The 17,180-nt window shown below is 71.8% G+C and carries 13 protein-coding genes; 5 read left to right on the forward strand and 8 right to left on the reverse strand.

Annotation, left to right across the window (positions count from 1 at the left end; translation table 11 throughout):
• Window positions 1-23: 23 nt before the first annotated feature.
• Window positions 24-1,697: a hypothetical protein gene (locus tag ACIDOF_RS33455; RefSeq protein WP_409009968.1), complete on the reverse strand. Its 1,674-nt coding sequence runs from the start codon at window positions 1,695-1,697 to the stop codon at window positions 24-26.
• Between ACIDOF_RS33455 and ACIDOF_RS33460 the strand changes: the two genes are divergently transcribed.
• From ACIDOF_RS33460 to ACIDOF_RS33475, 4 genes are all read left to right on the forward strand, one after another.
• Window positions 1,696-4,443, forward strand: a complete 2,748-nt coding sequence (locus ACIDOF_RS33460; RefSeq protein WP_409009969.1) for a toxin glutamine deamidase domain-containing protein — start codon at window positions 1,696-1,698, stop codon at window positions 4,441-4,443. The genes ACIDOF_RS33455 and ACIDOF_RS33460 overlap by 2 nt on opposite strands.
• 44 nt (window positions 4,444-4,487) lie before the next feature.
• Window positions 4,488-5,294 carry an immunity 49 family protein gene (locus ACIDOF_RS33465; protein ID WP_409009970.1) on the forward strand — a complete coding sequence of 269 codons (807 nt, stop codon included), beginning with the start codon at window positions 4,488-4,490 and terminating at the stop codon, window positions 5,292-5,294.
• Window positions 5,295-5,381: 87 nt separating this feature from the next.
• Window positions 5,382-5,729 carry a hypothetical protein gene (locus ACIDOF_RS33470; protein WP_409009971.1) on the forward strand — a complete coding sequence of 116 codons (348 nt, stop codon included), beginning with the start codon at window positions 5,382-5,384 and terminating at the stop codon, window positions 5,727-5,729.
• A 58-nt stretch (window positions 5,730-5,787) separates the two neighbouring features.
• Window positions 5,788-7,746 carry an ATP-binding protein gene (locus ACIDOF_RS33475; protein WP_409009972.1) on the forward strand — a complete coding sequence of 653 codons (1,959 nt, stop codon included), beginning with the start codon at window positions 5,788-5,790 and terminating at the stop codon, window positions 7,744-7,746.
• A gap of 65 nt (window positions 7,747-7,811) precedes the next feature.
• Here ACIDOF_RS33475 and ACIDOF_RS33480 read toward each other — a convergent pair whose 3' ends face one another.
• Complete coding sequence (locus ACIDOF_RS33480; RefSeq protein ID WP_409009973.1) at window positions 7,812-8,255, reverse strand: hypothetical protein; 444 nt, start codon at window positions 8,253-8,255, stop codon at window positions 7,812-7,814.
• Between the two features lie 83 nt (window positions 8,256-8,338).
• Between ACIDOF_RS33480 and ACIDOF_RS33485 the strand changes: the two genes are divergently transcribed.
• Window positions 8,339-8,938 carry a hypothetical protein gene (locus tag ACIDOF_RS33485; protein WP_409009974.1) on the forward strand — a complete coding sequence of 200 codons (600 nt, stop codon included), beginning with the start codon at window positions 8,339-8,341 and terminating at the stop codon, window positions 8,936-8,938.
• A 148-nt stretch (window positions 8,939-9,086) separates the two neighbouring features.
• On the opposite strand, the gene ACIDOF_RS33490 is transcribed toward ACIDOF_RS33485, so the two are convergent.
• The 6 genes from ACIDOF_RS33490 to ACIDOF_RS33515 form a co-directional block, all read right to left on the reverse strand.
• Entirely contained in the window at window positions 9,087-10,613 is a 1,527-nt protein-coding gene (locus tag ACIDOF_RS33490; RefSeq protein WP_409009975.1) for a hypothetical protein, read from the reverse strand.
• A gap of 90 nt (window positions 10,614-10,703) precedes the next feature.
• Window positions 10,704-12,116, reverse strand: coding sequence for a hypothetical protein (locus ACIDOF_RS33495; RefSeq protein ID WP_409009976.1), 1,413 nt, complete (start codon window positions 12,114-12,116; stop codon window positions 10,704-10,706).
• Window positions 12,117-12,166: 50 nt separating this feature from the next.
• On the reverse strand, window positions 12,167-13,519 hold the full coding sequence (locus tag ACIDOF_RS33500) for a WXG100 family type VII secretion target (RefSeq protein WP_409009977.1): 1,353 nt from the start codon (window positions 13,517-13,519) through the stop codon (window positions 12,167-12,169).
• Complete coding sequence (locus tag ACIDOF_RS33505) at window positions 13,516-13,839, reverse strand: hypothetical protein (RefSeq protein WP_409009978.1); 324 nt, start codon at window positions 13,837-13,839, stop codon at window positions 13,516-13,518. Before ACIDOF_RS33505 ends, ACIDOF_RS33500 begins: the two co-directional genes overlap by 4 nt.
• 411 nt (window positions 13,840-14,250) lie before the next feature.
• Entirely contained in the window at window positions 14,251-15,573 is a 1,323-nt protein-coding gene (locus tag ACIDOF_RS33510; protein ID WP_409009979.1) for a S8 family serine peptidase, read from the reverse strand.
• Window positions 15,574-15,659: 86 nt separating this feature from the next.
• The gene (locus tag ACIDOF_RS33515) at window positions 15,660-17,180 is read right to left on the reverse strand and encodes a WXG100 family type VII secretion target (RefSeq protein ID WP_409009980.1); all 1,521 of its coding nucleotides are present in this window, start codon (window positions 17,178-17,180) and stop codon (window positions 15,660-15,662) included.

A 17,180-nucleotide genomic window follows, 5' to 3' on the forward strand; every position in this document is an offset into this window, starting at 1 on the left:
TCGGCTCGAAGCGGCGCGGAGAATTACGCCAACAACGGCCCGTTGGGCAGCAACCCCTCTTCCTCCGGAAGCGATTCGGCGTCCGGGTCCGGGTCGGGGTCCGGGTCCGGATCGGAGTCGGGGTCCGGTTCGAATTCCAGCTCCAGCTCCAGCTCCGGTTCCAGCTCCAGTACGAACTCGGGTACGGGGAGCGATTCGAGTTCCTCCGGCAACTCCGGCTCGAATTCCTCGGCCAACTCCTCCAACTCCTCGAACTCCTCGACCGGTTCGACCTCGACCTCGAACTCCGGCAACTCGGGCCCGACCGTGGGCAGCACCGTCTCCGCGGACAACGGCGGTGACAGCCCGTCCGGCCCGAACATCGGCAACGGCCCCGGTTCCGACTCCGGAGGCGGCAACAGCACCCCGGACTCCGGCCCGAGCCAGTACAACGCGCCCGCGCGCAGCGACAGCCCCGGCCTCAGCGACTTCGACGACCCGCCCGCGAGCAACGGCCCGTCGTCCACCCCCTCGCCCTCGCCGAGCGCGTCCGACAGCGGCGGCACCCCCGGCGGTACGGCGCCGAGCGGCGGCAACTCCAACCCGGGCGGCATCACCTCGCCCACCCCGACGTCCGCGCCCAGCCCCTCACCGTCCAGCAGTTCGCCGTCGACGGGCAGCGGCGGGCCCGTCGGTGCGCAGGTCGACAGCCTCGCGGCGACCGCCCCGTCCGCGTCCAACTCCGCGCCTCCGCCCACGACTTCGGAGCCCTCGTCGTCCACGCCCCGCGGCGACGGCGGCGGCGCCATGCCGACGTCCCCGACGCCTCCGTCGACGGGCGGCGACGCGGGCGCGCGTACGGGCGCGAACTCCGGCGGCTCGTCCTCCTCCGGCGGGGCCGGCGCGCCGACGAGCCCGAACGCCTCCTCGTCCGCCCCGTCGCGCACCCCCTCCGCGACACCCGGAGCGGCCAGCCCGTCGGCCGGCGGCCCGCTCTCGTCGCCGAGCCCCTCGTCGTCGGGCCCCGCGTCCACCCCTCGTACGACGCCGAGCGACAGCGGCTCCTCCCCCGCCTCCGGCAATCCGGGCGGCCCCCGGCCGTCCGTGCCGCAGCAGGCCTCCCCGGCCACGAGCACGCCGAACGCGGGCAACTCCGGTACGAGCACGCCCAGTTCGAGCCCGTCCGGTACGAGCACGCCGGGTACAAGCACGCCGGGTACGAACACGCCCAGCCCGGGTGACCCCCGTACGCCGGGGACCAGCACGAACTCCACCTCCACCGGCCCGGCCACGACCCCGGCCACGACTCCGAGCACGACGCCCGGCGGCACCACCGCTCCGGGCTCGCAGCCGTCGTCGACGCCGTCCACCAACCAGGGCAGCAACGCGCCCAGCACGTCGACGACCCCTTCGACTCCGAGCACGCCGAGCACGCCGAGTACGCCGAGTACGCCGAGCAGCAACGACCGGTCCAACGCACAACAGCCGCAGCAACAGCAGGCCGGCGCGAACCAGCAACCCGGTGCGAACCAGCAGGCCTCGACGGCCACGCCGACCCGGCCTCCGCAGCAGTCGCCCGCGAGCCCGCCCGCCGCCACGCCGAACGGCAACCCGCCCGGCCCGAGCAACCCGGCAGGCGCCTCACCGGCCTCGCCCGCGTCCACGGCGACGCCCGCCACGAGCACCGACAGCCCGAGCACGCCCAAGACCCCGGGCATGCCCACCCAGTCGAACACCCCGGACGCAACGAACTCCCCGGACAACGCGGCCGACCCCGACAACCCCAACGACCCGGCGGACCCGGACGCCTCCAAGGACGACGGGACCAAGCCCGAGAACGAGAACGAGAACAACAAGGACGAGAACAACAAGGACGAGGGCAAGAAGGACGAGGGCAAGAAGCCGGAGACCGAGAGCCTCCAGAGCATCCGGGACAGCCTCGACCACGAGCCGGGCGGTCTCCGCGAGGTCGACCCGGACGATCAGCAGGCCCTGGAGGACGCCGTCCCGCGGAACGAGGACGGCACGCCGCAGCGCTACCCGGACCCCTTCGAGGACTGGGCCCAGCTCCAGAACGACGGCGGCAACGAAGTCCCCGGCCGCGGCAACAACTGTGCCGACTGCTCGCGTTCGTTCCTGGAGACCTGGTACGGCAACCCGCAGGTCTCCGCGCCGCGCACCCTCGACCCGGACGGCAACGGCGGCATCGACCTGCTGAGCCCCGAGGACAACGCCAACGAGAACCAGATCGCCTGGTCGGGCGCTCCGCACACGTACGCGGGTACGGGCGACGACCCCGACACCCCTCGGCGGATCGAGTACGACCTGCTGGTGGCGGGCCCCGGCTCCGCCGCGATCGTCCAGGTCGACTGGCCGGGCGGCGGCGGTCACGCCTTCAACGCCGTGAACCACAACGGGAAGATCGTCTGGATCGACACCCAGACCGGCGAGGTCAGCCACGACCCGATCCACATCGAGAACGCAGAACGCGCCTGGCACATACCGCTCGACCGCGACGGCAACCCCCTGCACCCGGCACAGCCGACGCAGGAGACCGACGCCAACGACGAGAACGGGAAGGGCGGCGCCGAGAACGGCAACGCACAGTCCGACCCGTCCGCCTCGACCCCGGACCCCACGGACCCGGCCACCGACAAGCCGACCCCGGACAACGACGCCACGCCGTCCCCGACGCGCCCGGACGACACGACACCCGACCAGTCGCCGACCCCGGACGACACGACACCCGACGAGTCGCCGACCCCGGACCGCGCCACCCCGGACGACCGCACCTCGGACAACCGCACCCCGGACCAGAGCCCCCCGCAGAACCCCAAGCCGGACTCCGACCCGCGCACCGCCGACCCGAGCCCGAGCGACCCCCGCGCAACGGACCCTCGTACGCAGAACGACCCTCGTACGGAGAGCGACCCTCGTACGCAAGACGACCCCCGTACGCAGAGCGACCCCCGTACGCAAGACGACCCCCGTACGGAGAACGACCCCCGCACCCCGGACGACCCCCGCAAGGACGACGGCCCCCGCGACGACCCCCGCGCGGACGATCGCCGTCCGGCCCAGGACGACGCGCAGCCCCACACGGACCCCGACGCCCAGCCGGACTCCGCCCCGGACAAGTCCCCTGACAACGGGACCGACGCCTCCGACTCCGAGCCGGCCCGGTTCAACACCGACTCGACCGTCCCGAGCCGCGAGAGCCTCCCGCCCGGCGCGACGGCGGACTCCACCCGCCACCTCGAGGACGCGGTCCAGAACAAGAAGCCCCTGTACGGCGACATCGGCCCGGCCACGAGCACGAGTACGAGGCCGAGCGCTGCGCCGGACCGGCCGTCCGGGCCCGCCGACCCGTCGGGGACGACGGACGACCCGAACGAGAGGGCACGGCAGCGAGCGGGCGACCTGCAGAAGCTCGCCTGGGCGAACTCGGACGAGCCTGAACACAAGGAATGGTTCAAGAAGTTCTACGACAAGCGCGGTTACCGCATCCGCGTCAAGAACCTGTGCGACGACGGTTTCCCCGCACCCCAGCTGCACCCGGCGGACCCGCCGAACCGCTGGATGCTGGCGAGCGACGCCCCCGAGCCCGAACCCGAGTCGTACACCGACTGGAAGCCCAACCAGAGCAACAAGTCGAAGCTGCCCGACGACATCCGCGAGCGGCTCGACCGGGCTGCGGAGGAACGCCAGAAGGCCATCGAAGCGGACCGGCAGCCGCACGAGGACCGCAGGGTCGCCAAGGAAGCGCTGGCGCGGAACAAGACTCCCGAGAACCAGAAGAGGTTCGACGAGGCCGACGAGATCCACAGGCCTCTGCACGCCGCGCGGGGCCGGAAGAGCGAGGAGTACGGCGACGAGGTCGCGGAGTTCCACGCGATGCCGGACAACTTCCCGAACGCCACCCGCGTGGACGACAGGGCAACGGGAAACAACCGGTTCGACCAGATCTGGCACAACCCCGGCCCGCCGCCCGAGCTGGTCGTCGTGGAGGCCAAGGGTTCCACCCAGGCGGATCTCGGCGAGCGGCGCGGCCTGCCCGACCCGGCCTCGGGCAGCAGCGACGACTCCGCGACCGGCGACCAGCAGGAGAACAGCCCGCAGCAGTCCGACAGCGCTAACGACGCCGACGGCTCCCCCGCCGAGGACGAGCCCCGCAGCAGCGTCCCGAGGGTCAAGCAGGGCACACGCGCATACTTTGAGACGATCGTGCACGAGATGGAGGAGCGCGGAGACGCAAACCTGCAGAAGGCCACGACGGACGAAGAAGTTCGGGCTGCCCAGCACGAGTTGGATCTCGCGCAGCAACTGCGTGATTCCCTGGACGGCGAAGAAGGCGCGCCGAGGATCCGTTACATGCTCGTCAAGGGCAAGCCGAACGGCACCGAGCACGGCGGCTACGAGATGAGCGAATTCGACATTCGCAGGGCCGAGGAGAAGCAGCAGTGACAGCAATTCCGCGTCATGAGTTCCCCACCAGGAACCTGGCACTCTTGTTGGAGGTCAAGGACAAGCGCTTCCAGAAGGGACTCAACTCCCTTGAAAGGCAGCCCCTGTCCTTCTCGATGGAGGTGCTGTCGGGCGTCAGCCGCATGGGCGCGCACTGCGGGCTGAGCCCGGACGGAGGCGACCTGGCAGCCTGGGAAGCCACCGTCGAGGCCATGCAGGTCAGCTCGGCCCTCTTCGTCTCCGCCCAGGGCGAGACCGGCACGTTCGAGTACCGCATCGGGCACCAGATCCGGAACCTCCGCTACGGCGCCGGCCCCCGCGCCTACGCCGGGCATTGGGTCACCGCCTTCTACCTTGCCGCCGTCTGCCGCGAGCCCAAGCGGATGTGGCAGCTCGCCCAGGTCCCCGTCGACCTGCTCCGGCGGGCCGAGGGCGCCTACGACCCGTACATGTACGACTGGGTCGAAGCCCTCCAGGCGTACCGGCTCGACGAGTCGGACTTCGGCGACAAGCTCGTCGCGGCCATCGAGAACACCGATCCCGCCCGCCTGCGCCACGCGCCCCGCGAGAACGTCCTCAAAATCAACTACCCGCCCATGAACCTCCTCGCCCAGATCGCCAAGCGCGACGAGAACGCGTTCAACGCGGAACTCGCCCAGGCCCTGCGACTGCACAAGGAGTACTGGACGAGGGACGAGGACCGGTCCCTGGACACGGAGGGCTGGGTGGCCCTCGGCCCGCTCGCCATGGCGTGCCTGGCAAAGGACGCGGGATTCACCGTCACCGTCGAATCCGAATACCTTCCCAGCGCCCTCCTCGACGGCGACTGGGTCAATGAATTCCCCACCTGAGCCGACCGATCCGCCGGACTCGGCTGAACCCGCCGATTTCTCGGCCTCGGCCGAAGCCCCCGAACCACCCCGGAAAGCGAAGCACCCATGACGTACCAGACGCCCGATCCGAATGACCTTCCGCAGGACCCGCCCACCACCGCCGAGGAAGCGCTCGCGATCTTCCACCGGCGATACGCGCAGCCGAAGGCGCCCGACGGCACTCCGCTCGAACTCGCCGTGCACGAATTCGACGAGGGCTTCCTGATCTATCCGGTGCTGCCGCCCGTGGAACAGACCCCGGGCGCCCCCGTCCGGCCCGCGCAGCCCGGCGGCGGCAAGATCGTCGTGTCGAAGGAGACCGGCAAGTCGTACGGCACGCCCAACTTGCCCACCCAGCAGGCGATCGCGCTCTACAAGAAGAACCGCGCCCGCGAGCGCGAACGCAATTCCTGACCCCACCCCCGGGCCCGCCCCCGCAACGGGCCCGCCTCCAGTCGACGGGACCGAGACCATGACCGGCGTCGCCACCCACAGCCGCCCGGAGTACGCACCGCACCCCTACATCGGCGGCCGCACCGCGGCCCTGCGTGCCCTGACCGCATGGCGGGCGGGCCGGCCGGGCGCGCCGCGGGTCGTGCTGCTGACCGGCAGCCCGGGCAGTGGCCGCTCGCACCTCCTGACGGGGTTCCTGATGCTGTGCGACCCGGAGTTCCGCGGCCGCATCGCCCTCGACCTGCTCGACCCGTCGACCGTCCCGCCCGAGCTGCCCGCGCCCGCCGTCCCGAGCGCCGCGGGCCTCACCGCCGCCCAGCTCACCTGGCTGATAGCCGGGCACTACGGCCTGCGCGCCACGACCACGGACGAGGTGTACGCCGGACTCGCCTCCCTGCCCGGCCAGTTGACCGTCGTCGTACCGGACGTCGACCGCGCCGGACCGGTACGTGCCGCTGCCGAGCCCGACCGGGTCGTACGGGAGGTGCTGCGGCCGCTCGCCGCCGTCGAGCACGTCCGGCTGCTCGCCGACGTACCGCGTGCGGCCGCCGTGGAGCTCCAGGCCCTGCTGCCCGCCGGAGTCGTCCAGGTCATCGACCTCGACGCCCCGGAGTGGGCCGACCCGCAGGGCCTGGCCCGGCAGGCCGAGGCGCTCCTCGGCCAGCGGGCGGGAGCCGAGCCCGCGGACCCGGCCGCCCGGCTGCACCTCGCCTCGGCCATCGCCCGCCGCGCCGGCACCAGCCCCCTGGTCGTGGAACTCGCGGTCGCCGGACTCCCGACGGGAGCGGAGGTTCCCGCAGGCGGCGCTGTCGACGAGCAGTCGCTGCCCGCCTCCGTCGCGCAGGCCCTCGACGCGCACGCGTACCGGCACGGCACCGATCCGCAGACCCTGCGCCACCTCCTCACCCCGCTCGCCCTGGCCGAGGGCGACGGCATGCCGGCGGAGCTGTGGGCCCGGCTCGTCGGCGCGGTGGCAGGACAGGAGTCCGGCCGCGGGCCCGGCCAGGAGCCCGGCCAGGACGTGAGCGCCGCGCTCGCCGCCGCGCCCACCCTCATCGGCCCGTTCGTCCAGTCCCGGCAGGTGCACGACGCGCACGGCCGTCCGACAGGTCGGACGCTCGTCCAGCTCCAGCACCCCGCCGTCGGCGAGGCCGTACGGGCCGGGCTGCGGAGTGTGCGGGCCGTGCAGTCGCACCTCGCGATGGCGCTGCTCGAGGCCGTGCCCGGCCAGGACTGGTCGCAGGCCGACCCGTACGTGCGCGACCACATCGCGGGGCACACCCTGGAGGCCGGGCTGCTGCCTCAACTCCTCACCGATCCGGGCCTGTTCGTGCACGCGGACCCGACGGTGCTGCGGGCCGCGGTGGAGGCCGTGCCGGCGGAGCAGCTGGGCGAGCCCGCCCGCACCTATCTGCATACGGTCCCGCTGCTCAGCCGTACGCAGGCTCCTGCGCCTGCCCGTGCCGCGCTGCTCGAGAGCGCGTTCGTGGAGGACGGGCTCGTGGAGTACGGCGCGGCCGTGCACCGGCTCGGGATCCCGCTTCCGTGGCAGACACTGTGGTCCGTCCGGCTCGCGGGGGTCAGCGGCGTACGCCTGGCCGGGCTCGTGCAGCGCGACGCGCCGCCCGTGCCCGTGGCGGCGCTCACGGTCCCGGCGGACACCCCGGGCGCACGCCCCCTGGGCACGGACGACGGCGCCGCGCTCCTCGTGTACGACCTCGCGCACGGGACGGCCGTGCCGGGTGCGGGCCCCGAGCATCTGGTCGAGCACGCGGAGGCCGACCGCGCCGCGGCGCCGCTGTTCCTCACCCGCGCCCGGGACCAGGTGCGCATCTGGAGCCGGGCGCACGGCGCCGTCACGGCCTCACTGCCTTCCGAAGTGCCGTTCACGGGCGCCGACTTGGCACCCGACGGCTTCCTGGTCGTGGCGACGGAGCGCGGGGTGAAGGCGCTGCGCGTACGGCCGCCGCAGGCGTAACAGGGGCTGCCGCGGCACGGCGGGGCCCCGGCACAGCACGGCGGGGGCCCCGGTGCAGCGGGCCGCTAGTACAGCGAGAACCCCCCACTGTGCCGCCCCTGCCCCTTCTTCGGCCGCTCGCTCTCCTCCGAGCGGCGGGGCTTGCCGTCGTCCCCGCGCTTGTCGGCGTCCGCGTCCGGGGTCGTCTCGCTGTTGCGGAGGCGGTCCCGCTCCTCGTCCGAGGCGGACTCCCACTGGCCGCGCAGCTGCGCGAAGACGCCGCCGCCGAAGACGCGGGAGCCGGACGGGTCGTCGACGATGTCGCGGATCGAGACGCGGCCGGAAAGCAGCTTGTTCGCCATGTCCTTCAGTTCGGGGCTCGCGCCGGGCAGGTCTCTGACCTGGCGGAGGGAGGCGTTCAGGGAGCGCTGCTGCTCCGGTTCGAGCGCTTCGTCCCACACTCCCCGGTCCTCACCGGAAGGGCCTTGCGGGTTGCGCGGGTTCGGGGAGTTGTCGCCGTGCCTGGCCATGTCGCTGCTCCTCACTGTCGTCCCGTGCAGTATCGCGCGTACGTCCGTGTGATAGGCAGTCCGTACGGAAAGGTGGCAGCACTGTGACGCACGCACTCGGCCGCCTCGGCGGCGCGGTCTTCCTGATCCTCGGGCTCCTGCTGAGCGCGTACTCGGCGTACGAGGGCGGGTACGCGGCGGGCTTCGCGGGATCCGCCGGGGAGTTGAAGGTCAGCTCGTGCGAGGCGAAGTTCCACCACAACGCCGCCCGCCGCAGCCGTCGCGGCACTGACAACGTCCGCTGCCACGGCACGTTCGTGCCGGCCCCCGGGCAGTCGGGCGCACGCGATCCGCAGGCGTACGTCGACACCCGCCGCGGCTACCCGGAGGGCGCGGTTCTGGAGGTGCGGCAGGGCGGTCCGGCGCTGTCGCTCACGCACCTCGGCGAGGACCGGGACTACGTCGCCACGGACGGCAAGCGGGCCCTGCGCTGGTTCTCGGGCGCGCTGGCCGGGCTCGTCCTGATCGGCCTCGGCGTCTTCTGCACGGCGACCGGGTACGCGCCGTTCGGCCGCAGCCGCATCACGTACGAGGCGGCGTGGGAGCGCGCGGGCCGGAGCCCCCTGCGGCGGACGGTGATCGGTCTCCTCGGCGTCGGCCTGGTGGGGGCGGGGCTGTGCTGGCTGGCGAGCCTGTTCGCTTGAGCTGGGGGTCTGCGTGCGCAGGCGGGCGTCGGTCGGGTCTTCCGTGACCTGTCGGTCGGGTCTGTGACGCGGTCGGGTCCGTGACGCGTCGGTCGGGTCCGTGACGCGTCGGCCGGGTCCGTGACGCGTCGGCCGGACCTCTGAACCGCTACCTGGAGCCCTTCCCCCGGAGCCCCTCCGTGAGCGCGCCCGGGGCCGCGAGTCCGGCGAGGGCGGTGACGGCGCCGACGCACCACCGCACCGCCGCGGGCAGCTCGAACGTGAGCAGGGCAGCGCCGGCGAGGACGGTCGCGCAGACCCCGACCGCGAAGGGGCTGACGGTCGCCGGCCAGTACGCGTGCGGGTCCCACACGTCGAGCCGACGGTCCACGGTGCGAGCATCCTCGCCCCGTACCGCGGGGGTCTCCCCGTGCTCCCGCAGCCGCTCCGCCTCCGCCGCGTCGAGCATGCCGTGCAGGACCAGGCCGGTGTCGAGGACGAGCACAGCCTGCGTACGACGTCCCGGTGCCTGGCCCGGACGCGCGTCCCAACTCAGCCACAGCGCCCGGCCCTTCACCTCGTCCGGGACGGCACGCGCGTCGAAGGGGGTCAGGAAGTGGACGGGGCGGCGGCTCGCGGCGAGCGGCTCCACGACCAGCGACGCGGCTTCGCGCATCCCGACGCACGTACCGCGCACGGCGAGGTGTCCCGGCCCGGTCCGGGCGTACGGCCCCCGGCCCAGCCGACGCGTGACCAGCCCGGCCGCAAGCACCACGGCGAGCAGCAACAGCCCGACGAGCACCCAGCGCCAGAACGGCGAGAACGTCCGGCCCGCCACCTCGTCCCGCACCGAAGGACCCCCGCCGACCGCGCCCAGGGTCAGGTCGGCGGGGGCGTAGAGGACGGTGGTGCGGTCGCCGGGGCGGGGCGGCTCGGTCGAGCGGGCCCGCACGGTCGCGGTGCCGCGCGCCCCGCCCGTCCCGCGCAGCTCCACGACGACCCGGGCCGTGTAGTACGCGGCGCCACGGCTCGGGTCGTGCCGTTCGGCCGCGCCTGCGTCGAGGACGCGGGCCTCCGCGAACACCGCCCCGGCCGCGTCGAGCCGCGCCACCTCGTCCGACGGCTGCGGCCGCCCGAGCGCCAGCACACCGACCGCGAGCAGCCCGGCCGCCACACCCGACCCCCAGGCCAACGCGCGGAGTTGCTGCGGTCGACGGGACGGGAAGGTGCTCGGCAGGGGCGGTGCGCCGCCCTCGTGGCCGGGCTCTTCCGGAACGTCCCGTACGGGCGAGAAGCGGTCTGTCGCGGGCGCGCCCTCGGGCACGCCGACGCGCGTCCGTACCGCCATGGCCGTGGCCGTGGCCGTGGCCGTGGCTTCGGCTCCGGCTTCGGCTCCGGCTTCGGCTCCGGCTCCGGCTCCGGCTCCGGCTCCGGCTCCGGCTCCGGCTCCGGCTCCGGCCACGATCCGTTGCTGCCGGGCCAGTACGACGAGACACGTCGCGGCGCAGGCCAGGGCCACGAGGACGACGGCACGGCGCAGGGCGGGCTCGGGCAGCCACAGCCAGACGGCCGGCACTGCGATTGCGACGGCGAGCCCGAGGGCAGCGCAGCGCGCGCCGGTCCGGCGCACCCGCGCGGCATGCGCCGAGCGCACCCAGGCGGCGGCCCCGCTCGGAATCGCCTCTTCCGTCAACACCCTTGCTCCCTGCGGCCGTTCGCGACCAGCGATCTGCGGCTGAGTCCTACAGCTAAGCCTGTTGCTGAGCCCTGTTGCCGAGCCCTGCGGCTAGCGCCCCGCCGCGCCGCTCGACCGTACGCGCTGCTCCGCCTCGTCGGCGTCCGCCCGCATCATCGCGACCACGCCGCCGAACACCAGCAGTCCCGCCGACCCGACGAGGCCCAGCACCAACCGGCTGGGCAGCGCGAGCGGCAGGGCCAGAACGACGAGGAGCACGGCCCACACGCCGAGCGCCTGCGCCACGCGCCGCGGCAGGCTGAGCACCCAGCCCGCGTCGAGGTCCAACGGCCGTGCAACGTACGAGCGGTCGACCGGAACGCCGGCAGCCGCCATGGCCGCGCCACCGGCACGCCGCGCCACGTCCGGGTCGATCGCGCCGTGCACGTACCAGCCGTCGTCACTGACGAAGACGGCACCGATACGGTTCGGGCCCTTCTTGCCGCCGGTGCGGTTACGGTCCGGGTGCCAGATCAGGCGCCCTGCCGCCCCGTTCGCCGACCGCGCCAGGCCGAGGGCGGACGTGTGCGCGTGGAACGCGACCTGCCCCGCGTCGGACGCGAGCGTCAACGACCAGGCGCTGTTCGCTCCCTTGGCCGCCCCGGCGATCCGGGCGCGGAGCACGGACTCGTCGCCTTCCAGCTCACGCGGGTGCTTCTCGTCGCGACTCACTGTCACGACGACACCCACCAGCCCGACGGCGACCAGGGCGAGCACGACCATGGCGACGATGCCGGTCCACTCCCCGCTCAGCGCATGGCCGTCCAACTCGCGTTCCACAAGGGAGCGTTCACTGTCGCCGATGGCGCCGAGCTCCGGCTGCGCGGGGGCGTACGCGACGAACGCGCGCTGACCCGCTCCGCATGCGTCAACCCACTCCGAGCGGAACTCGGCCCGCGTACCGGGACCGTTCCCGTCGGCCGAAGGCAGAGTGACCGTCGAGGTGCAGAAGAACGTACTGCCGGTCTTGTGCTCGTCCTCGACGACGTTGCGCACGGACTCCACGCGCAGCTCGCGCACCACGGCCCCGGCCTCCACCAGAGCGGCGGCCTTCCCTTCCAGCACCGGGCTGCCGACGCCGAGCACGAGCGGCGTGACCGCCACCAGAATCCCGGCGACGAGCGACAGCACCCCGCGCCTGCGCCACCGGCCGAGCCCGGCGAGCCCGCCGGGCAGCGCACCGCCACGCCCGCCGGGCCCGGAGGCCGCCCGGATCAGGCCCCGGTGCACCTCCGGCCGGTCCGGCTCCCCGGCCGCACGACGTACGAAGAGCCCGTACGCGACACAGCACGCCACGACCAGCGCCGCCACCAGGACGAGCACGTCCCGCAGCTGCGAGGCCCGCAGAGACATCCAGGAGCCGAGCAGTACGACCAGAGCGGCCACGGCCGTCCACCCGAGGGGCGCCCCCTGCCGTACGGCGGCCACCTGCTTGCGGGTCGACGCCGACTCAGGGTCCGACATGGACTCAGGGGTCGACACGGGCTCAGGCTCCGACATGGACTGGGATCCGTTCACCCGAAATCATCCACCAAGCTCGTGTTCTTGCTGTGCTCGCGCAGTTTGTCAGCGGTCTTCTGCTGACCCTCCGCCAGGTCGTCCTCTTTGCTGTCGGCTTCCTTCAGGTGGTTGCCGGCGACGCCGAACTCGTTGCCGATGCGGCTTCCCGTCGTCTCGTCGCGGAGGGTCTCGCGCTGTTCGTCGGTGAGCTGGTCGGGGGTGCTGTCCCCGCCGCCTTCGCCGCTGCCGTCACCGCTTCCGCCGCCGGAACCGGAGGAGCCATCACCGCTGTTGCCGCCTCCGGTGCCGCCGGAGCCACCGGTTCCGCCCGAGCCACCCGTGGAACCGGAGCCGTCACCTGAACCCGTACCGCCGGACCCGCCTTCGCCGCCCGATCCGCCGGACGACCCACCGGAACCCCCAGAGCCGCCCTCGCCGCCCGACCCACCGGAGCCGCCGTCCCCGGCCGCCCCTTCCGCGCCGCCGCTGGGCCCGTGGGTGACACCGCCGCCGACGCCGCCGCCCGCGCCGCCGGCCGCGGCCCCGATCAGCGCCTGCGACCAGTCGAACTCGTCGTCCTTGTCGGCCCACGGCCCGGACGCGTTGGCCGCGTCGCCGACGAGGCTGCCGGAGGCTCCGCCCGCGGCTCCGACGGCCACCGACTCACCGAGGCCGCCGCCGAGCCTGCCACCGAGCGCGAGGTCCGCGACCTTGCCCATACCCGCACCTGCGACGCCGCCGACGAGGTTGTTCTCCCACTCCGGGCCCTTGCCGCTGAGCATGCTGGTGGCGACACCGTTGCCGAATTCGATGCCCGTACGCCCCGCGAACGCGAAGACATGGCCCCAGCCCTTGATGTTCCGCAGCCTTTGGAACCACTGGGCGATGGTCGCCAGAATGCGACCGAGCCGGGCGGCAGCGGCGGTCGCCTGGCCCGCGAGCCGCGCGGCATTGGCGGCGCCCGCGGCGGCGGAGAACCCGAGCGTGATGAACGAGGTGGCGACGGAGACGCCGATCGTGACGCCGATCTCCAGATAGATCTGGTGGATCTCGTCGTTGATCTCCTCGATCTTGTCGGCCGCTTCGTTCAGCCCTTTCTGGGCTTCCTCGAACGAGGGCTGAGCCTCCTCGATCGACTTCTTGACCTCGTGCCAGTGCAGCAGAAAGGCGTCGGCGGCCGGCCCGTACCACTGACTGCCCGTCGCTTCCCGTACGGCTTTGTCCATGTGGACGACGAACCGGTCGAGCGCGTCCCCCATCGCGCCCCAAGCCTTCGCGGCATCCCGCAACACATCGGGCTGACCACCGGGGTTGACCAGTTCGAGCCCGGCCTCGTAGACCTTCTCGGCAACCGACTCGTCGCTCACCGGTCGCCTCCCTTGAACTGCTCCTCGATCGCCCGGTCCGCGGCGACGGAGTTGTGGGAGTTCTCCTTGAGCTTGTCGGCAATCGCGTACGCGTGCTCCTGGAGCCCCTCGATCGCCTTCGTCATCTGCTCCGCCAAACCGATGTACGCGGAGGTCACTTCCTCGGACTCGGTCAGAAACCCGAACCCGTCATGGATCGCCTCCGCGTCCGTCTTCGGCTTGAACTTCGCCAACTCCTCGCCCAGCAGGTCCGCTTCACGCGAGAAGGCGCCGCTCAGCTTCTCCAACGCCGAATGGCCGATGTAGAACTCGTCCGACACTTGCTCAGATCCCCTACGCCCAGAATTCCGCAGTACGCATGCGCACACCGCAACGCCGCAGAGACCAGGAACGCACCGCCCCCACTCCCCCACGACACGACACGGCGGCTGCGCGAAACTACCCAACGGACCAGGCGATTTGACTCTTCCGTGATCCACCACGACATCCCTGCGACTACCGCCGCAAGATCTCCACACCATTTACGAGAGCGAATGAGGACAACCAGAACGAAGCCACAACAATGCCGCGCCCCTCTGAAGACCCAACCCCACACGCCCAGTTGACGCCCCACCAGACATCGCACGGCACACGACACATCCCGCTGCGGGACCCCCGAAGGGGTACGCAAATGGGGCCCGGGAATAACTCCCGAGCCCCATCGACGACTTCAGCGTTTCAGCCGTCAGCCCTTACTGCTGCGGCCCGCCGTACGGCCCGCTCTGCTGCGGCGCCTGCCCGGGCGGCGCCGGATAGGCCTGCCCCGGCGCGGCGTTGGGGTACTGCTGCTGCCCAGGGAAGCCCGAGGGCCCACCACCCGGCCCGCCAGGACCGCCGTTCCCGGGGCCGCCGTTGCCACGGTTCCCACGGCTGCGCAGCACGGCGAAGATCACGCCGACGACGATCAGTACGGCCACGCCGATGCCGACGCCGATCAGCAGCCCCGAGGAAGAGGACTTCTTCTTCTTGCCCGCGGACTCACTCGACGAGGAGTCGCCCCCCTCAGCCGGCGCCCCCTTGGACTCAGTCCCAGACGGCGCCTGCGCGAGCGGCCCTTCCTTGGGGCCCTTGGGAATGTCCATCCGCATCGCCGTCCCCGGCCGCGCAATGCCGTACCCGAGCGTCTCCTTGTCCGGAGCATTCCCAAGGTAGTCAGCGGACTTGACCATCCGATTGACGATCTGACCAGCCGTCAAGTCGGGGAACTTGGAACGGAGGAGGGCGGCGATGGCGGAGACATAGGCGGTTGCCTCGGAGGTGCCGCTCACAATTCCGTATCCGCTGCGTGTCGTCGTGCGCGCGTTGGTGATGTCCACACCGGGGGCAGCGAGCGTAACTCCCTTGCCCGTGTTGGCATCACCCCAGGGCTTCAAGTTCTTATCGATAGCCGTGACAGCCACAACCCCGGGTAGTGCAGCGGGGTAATGCACCGTACCCCCGTCGTTCCCAACACCCGCCACAACGACAACGTCATGGGCCTGGGCATAAGCAATAGCTTTCGCGCCTCGGGTGCCCGGTGTTGCACCTGTATCCACGAACGAAAGGTTGATGACATCTGCGCCTTGATCGACGGCGTAGCGAACGCCCTCGGGCCATTCACTGCTCATCTCATCGCCGTCGTCCGCCTTCACAGGAAGGATCTTCGCCTTTGGGGCGAGGCCCATAACCCCCGATTCACGACCGGGTCCGTGCCCATGGCCGGCAATGATGCTCGCCATACCAGTGCCGTGCCCGTCAGTATCGTCGTGAGGCTTGCCGCCGGGCTTGGAGAAGTCCTTGCCCGGCAGTACCTGTCCCGTGAGGTCCGGGTGCGAGGCGTCGACCCCCGAGTCCACGACGCCGACCGTCACACCCTCACCCTGCGACGTCTTCCAGACATCCTCAGCGTCATAGACCGTGAGCGGCCACTGCTTGTCACGGACCTCGTCCGCTGACGCCAACGGCGCTGAAGTGAGGAGCAAGGCTCCCGTCAGTGCCGCGACTCCCGTCGTGGACCAGACTCGCTTGACTCCCAATTCCTTGCTCCTCACTCAACTGCGACTGGTTTCGCCAGTCTTCATACGCGAACCGGCGATTGGTTCCCTGCTGGCTCGCTCAGTGCCTACTCGATGTTCTTCGGCACGTTCCTCTTGCGGTCTTCCTCGGAAACCCAGGTCTCCTCGTCCTCGACCAGGTAGTCGGGACGCTCGCCGCGCTCGTTCTCCTCACCGCGACGACCAGCGCGTCCGCCCATGCCACCGGCCATGCCGCCAGCCATGCCGCCGGTGCGCTGCGAACCACCACGGCTGCCGTGGAGGCCTGCGCCACCGCCGGTGCCCTTGCCGGTGATGCCCTTGGCTGCACCGACAACGCCACCACGAGCCTTGGCCAGCGCCCCACGACCGCCGGCGCCAGCGGCACCACGACCAGCAGCGCCGGCACCCATGCCACCGCCCATGCCGCCCATGCCCGCACGACCGGCAGCTCCACGGTTGGCACCCGCAGCACCGCCGGCACCGATACCGCCACGGCCGCCCGCCAGCGGGCCACCGGTACGGCCAGCGCCACCGGACAGGCTCGGCCCGCCCGCGGGCGGAACGAAGCCGCCACCAGCACCGGCGCCACCGCCACCGCCACCGGGCAGTCCGGCACCGCCACCACCAGGCAGCGACGTCTTACCGGTCAGCCCCGGCGACAGGCTGTCGGTGTTGGTACCGACGGGAAGCTGAGAGCCTCCAGAGATACCCTTGGGGCCAGGAACCGTAGGAGCCGAACCAATTCCCTTGGGTGGACCGGCGCTCCAGGGCTTTGGAGCCGAGCCAGCTGCGCCAGGACCACTGCCACCAGGCCCGGACGGCACTACTGGGGTCGGCATGGGTGTGCTGGGGTCGGGGGGCGAGAACGGGTCCTTGGGATCCGTTCCATCAACTCGGCCGCTGTACGCCTTGTAGTTGACAGCCAGCTGCTCCATGATCGCCACGCCCTGGAGCTGCGCCTCCTTGCCCGCGGAAAGCGAGTCAGCGTTGGCCTTCGCCGCGGCCTCGGTGCTGGCGCCCTTCTTGATGTCTTCGAGGAGCTGCTCGTCGCTGCGCTCGTCGTCCCACATCTTGTCCCAGGCGCGGTCCCAGAAGCCCGGCTCCTCGACCTCACGCATCTTCTCGCGCGAGGTACGGAGGTCCTTCTGGACGGCTTCCATATTGTCGGCGTTGTGCTTCGCCCACAGGGCGCCGTTCGACACCTTGGTCTGGATCTCCCCAGCCTTCCGGGCAAAGGAGTTGGCAGCCTCGCCCTGCCAGTGCTCCAGGACGTCCTCGACCGCCTTCTTCAGCATGCCGGCGACGCTGTCCTTGGCCGGTTCTCCGCCAGCCTCTCCACCGGAGAGGATCTCGTGGACCTTCTTCCAGTGCTGGCTGACCTCGTAGATGCGGTCCGGGTCCGCGTCCAGAATCATGGAGCGCAGTTCCGGAATGCTCATCTTCATGAACGGCGTCTCGATCTGTGAGCGGTCCGGGCCGCCCATGCCGCCGTTCGGCTGCTCCTCAAGGAGCTCGTCGTGCTTCTCCTGAATGCGCTGTTCGCGTGCCCGCTGCTGAGCCTCGATCTGCTCAGGCGTCATGTACGCGCCGCCGTAGCCGTAGGCCAT

The organism is Streptomyces sp. Da 82-17, assembly GCF_046098215.1.
Lineage (GTDB): Bacteria > Actinomycetota > Actinomycetes > Streptomycetales > Streptomycetaceae > Streptomyces.

Coding starts and splice junctions, on each gene's coding strand:
- ACIDOF_RS33515 (WP_409009980.1), bottom strand. CDS start 17,180: ATGGCCTACGGCTACGGCGGCGCGTACATGACGCCTGAGCAGATCGAG.
- ACIDOF_RS33460 (WP_409009969.1), top strand. CDS start 1,696: ATGCCCACCCAGTCGAACACCCCGGACGCAACGAACTCCCCGGACAAC.
- ACIDOF_RS33495 (WP_409009976.1), bottom strand. CDS start 12,116: ATGTCGGACCCTGAGTCGGCGTCGACCCGCAAGCAGGTGGCCGCCGTA.
- ACIDOF_RS33470 (WP_409009971.1), top strand. CDS start 5,382: ATGACGTACCAGACGCCCGATCCGAATGACCTTCCGCAGGACCCGCCC.
- ACIDOF_RS33455 (WP_409009968.1), bottom strand. CDS start 1,697: ATGCCCGGGGTCTTGGGCGTGCTCGGGCTGTCGGTGCTCGTGGCGGGC.
- ACIDOF_RS33475 (WP_409009972.1), top strand. CDS start 5,788: ATGACCGGCGTCGCCACCCACAGCCGCCCGGAGTACGCACCGCACCCC.
- ACIDOF_RS33480 (WP_409009973.1), bottom strand. CDS start 8,255: ATGGCCAGGCACGGCGACAACTCCCCGAACCCGCGCAACCCGCAAGGC.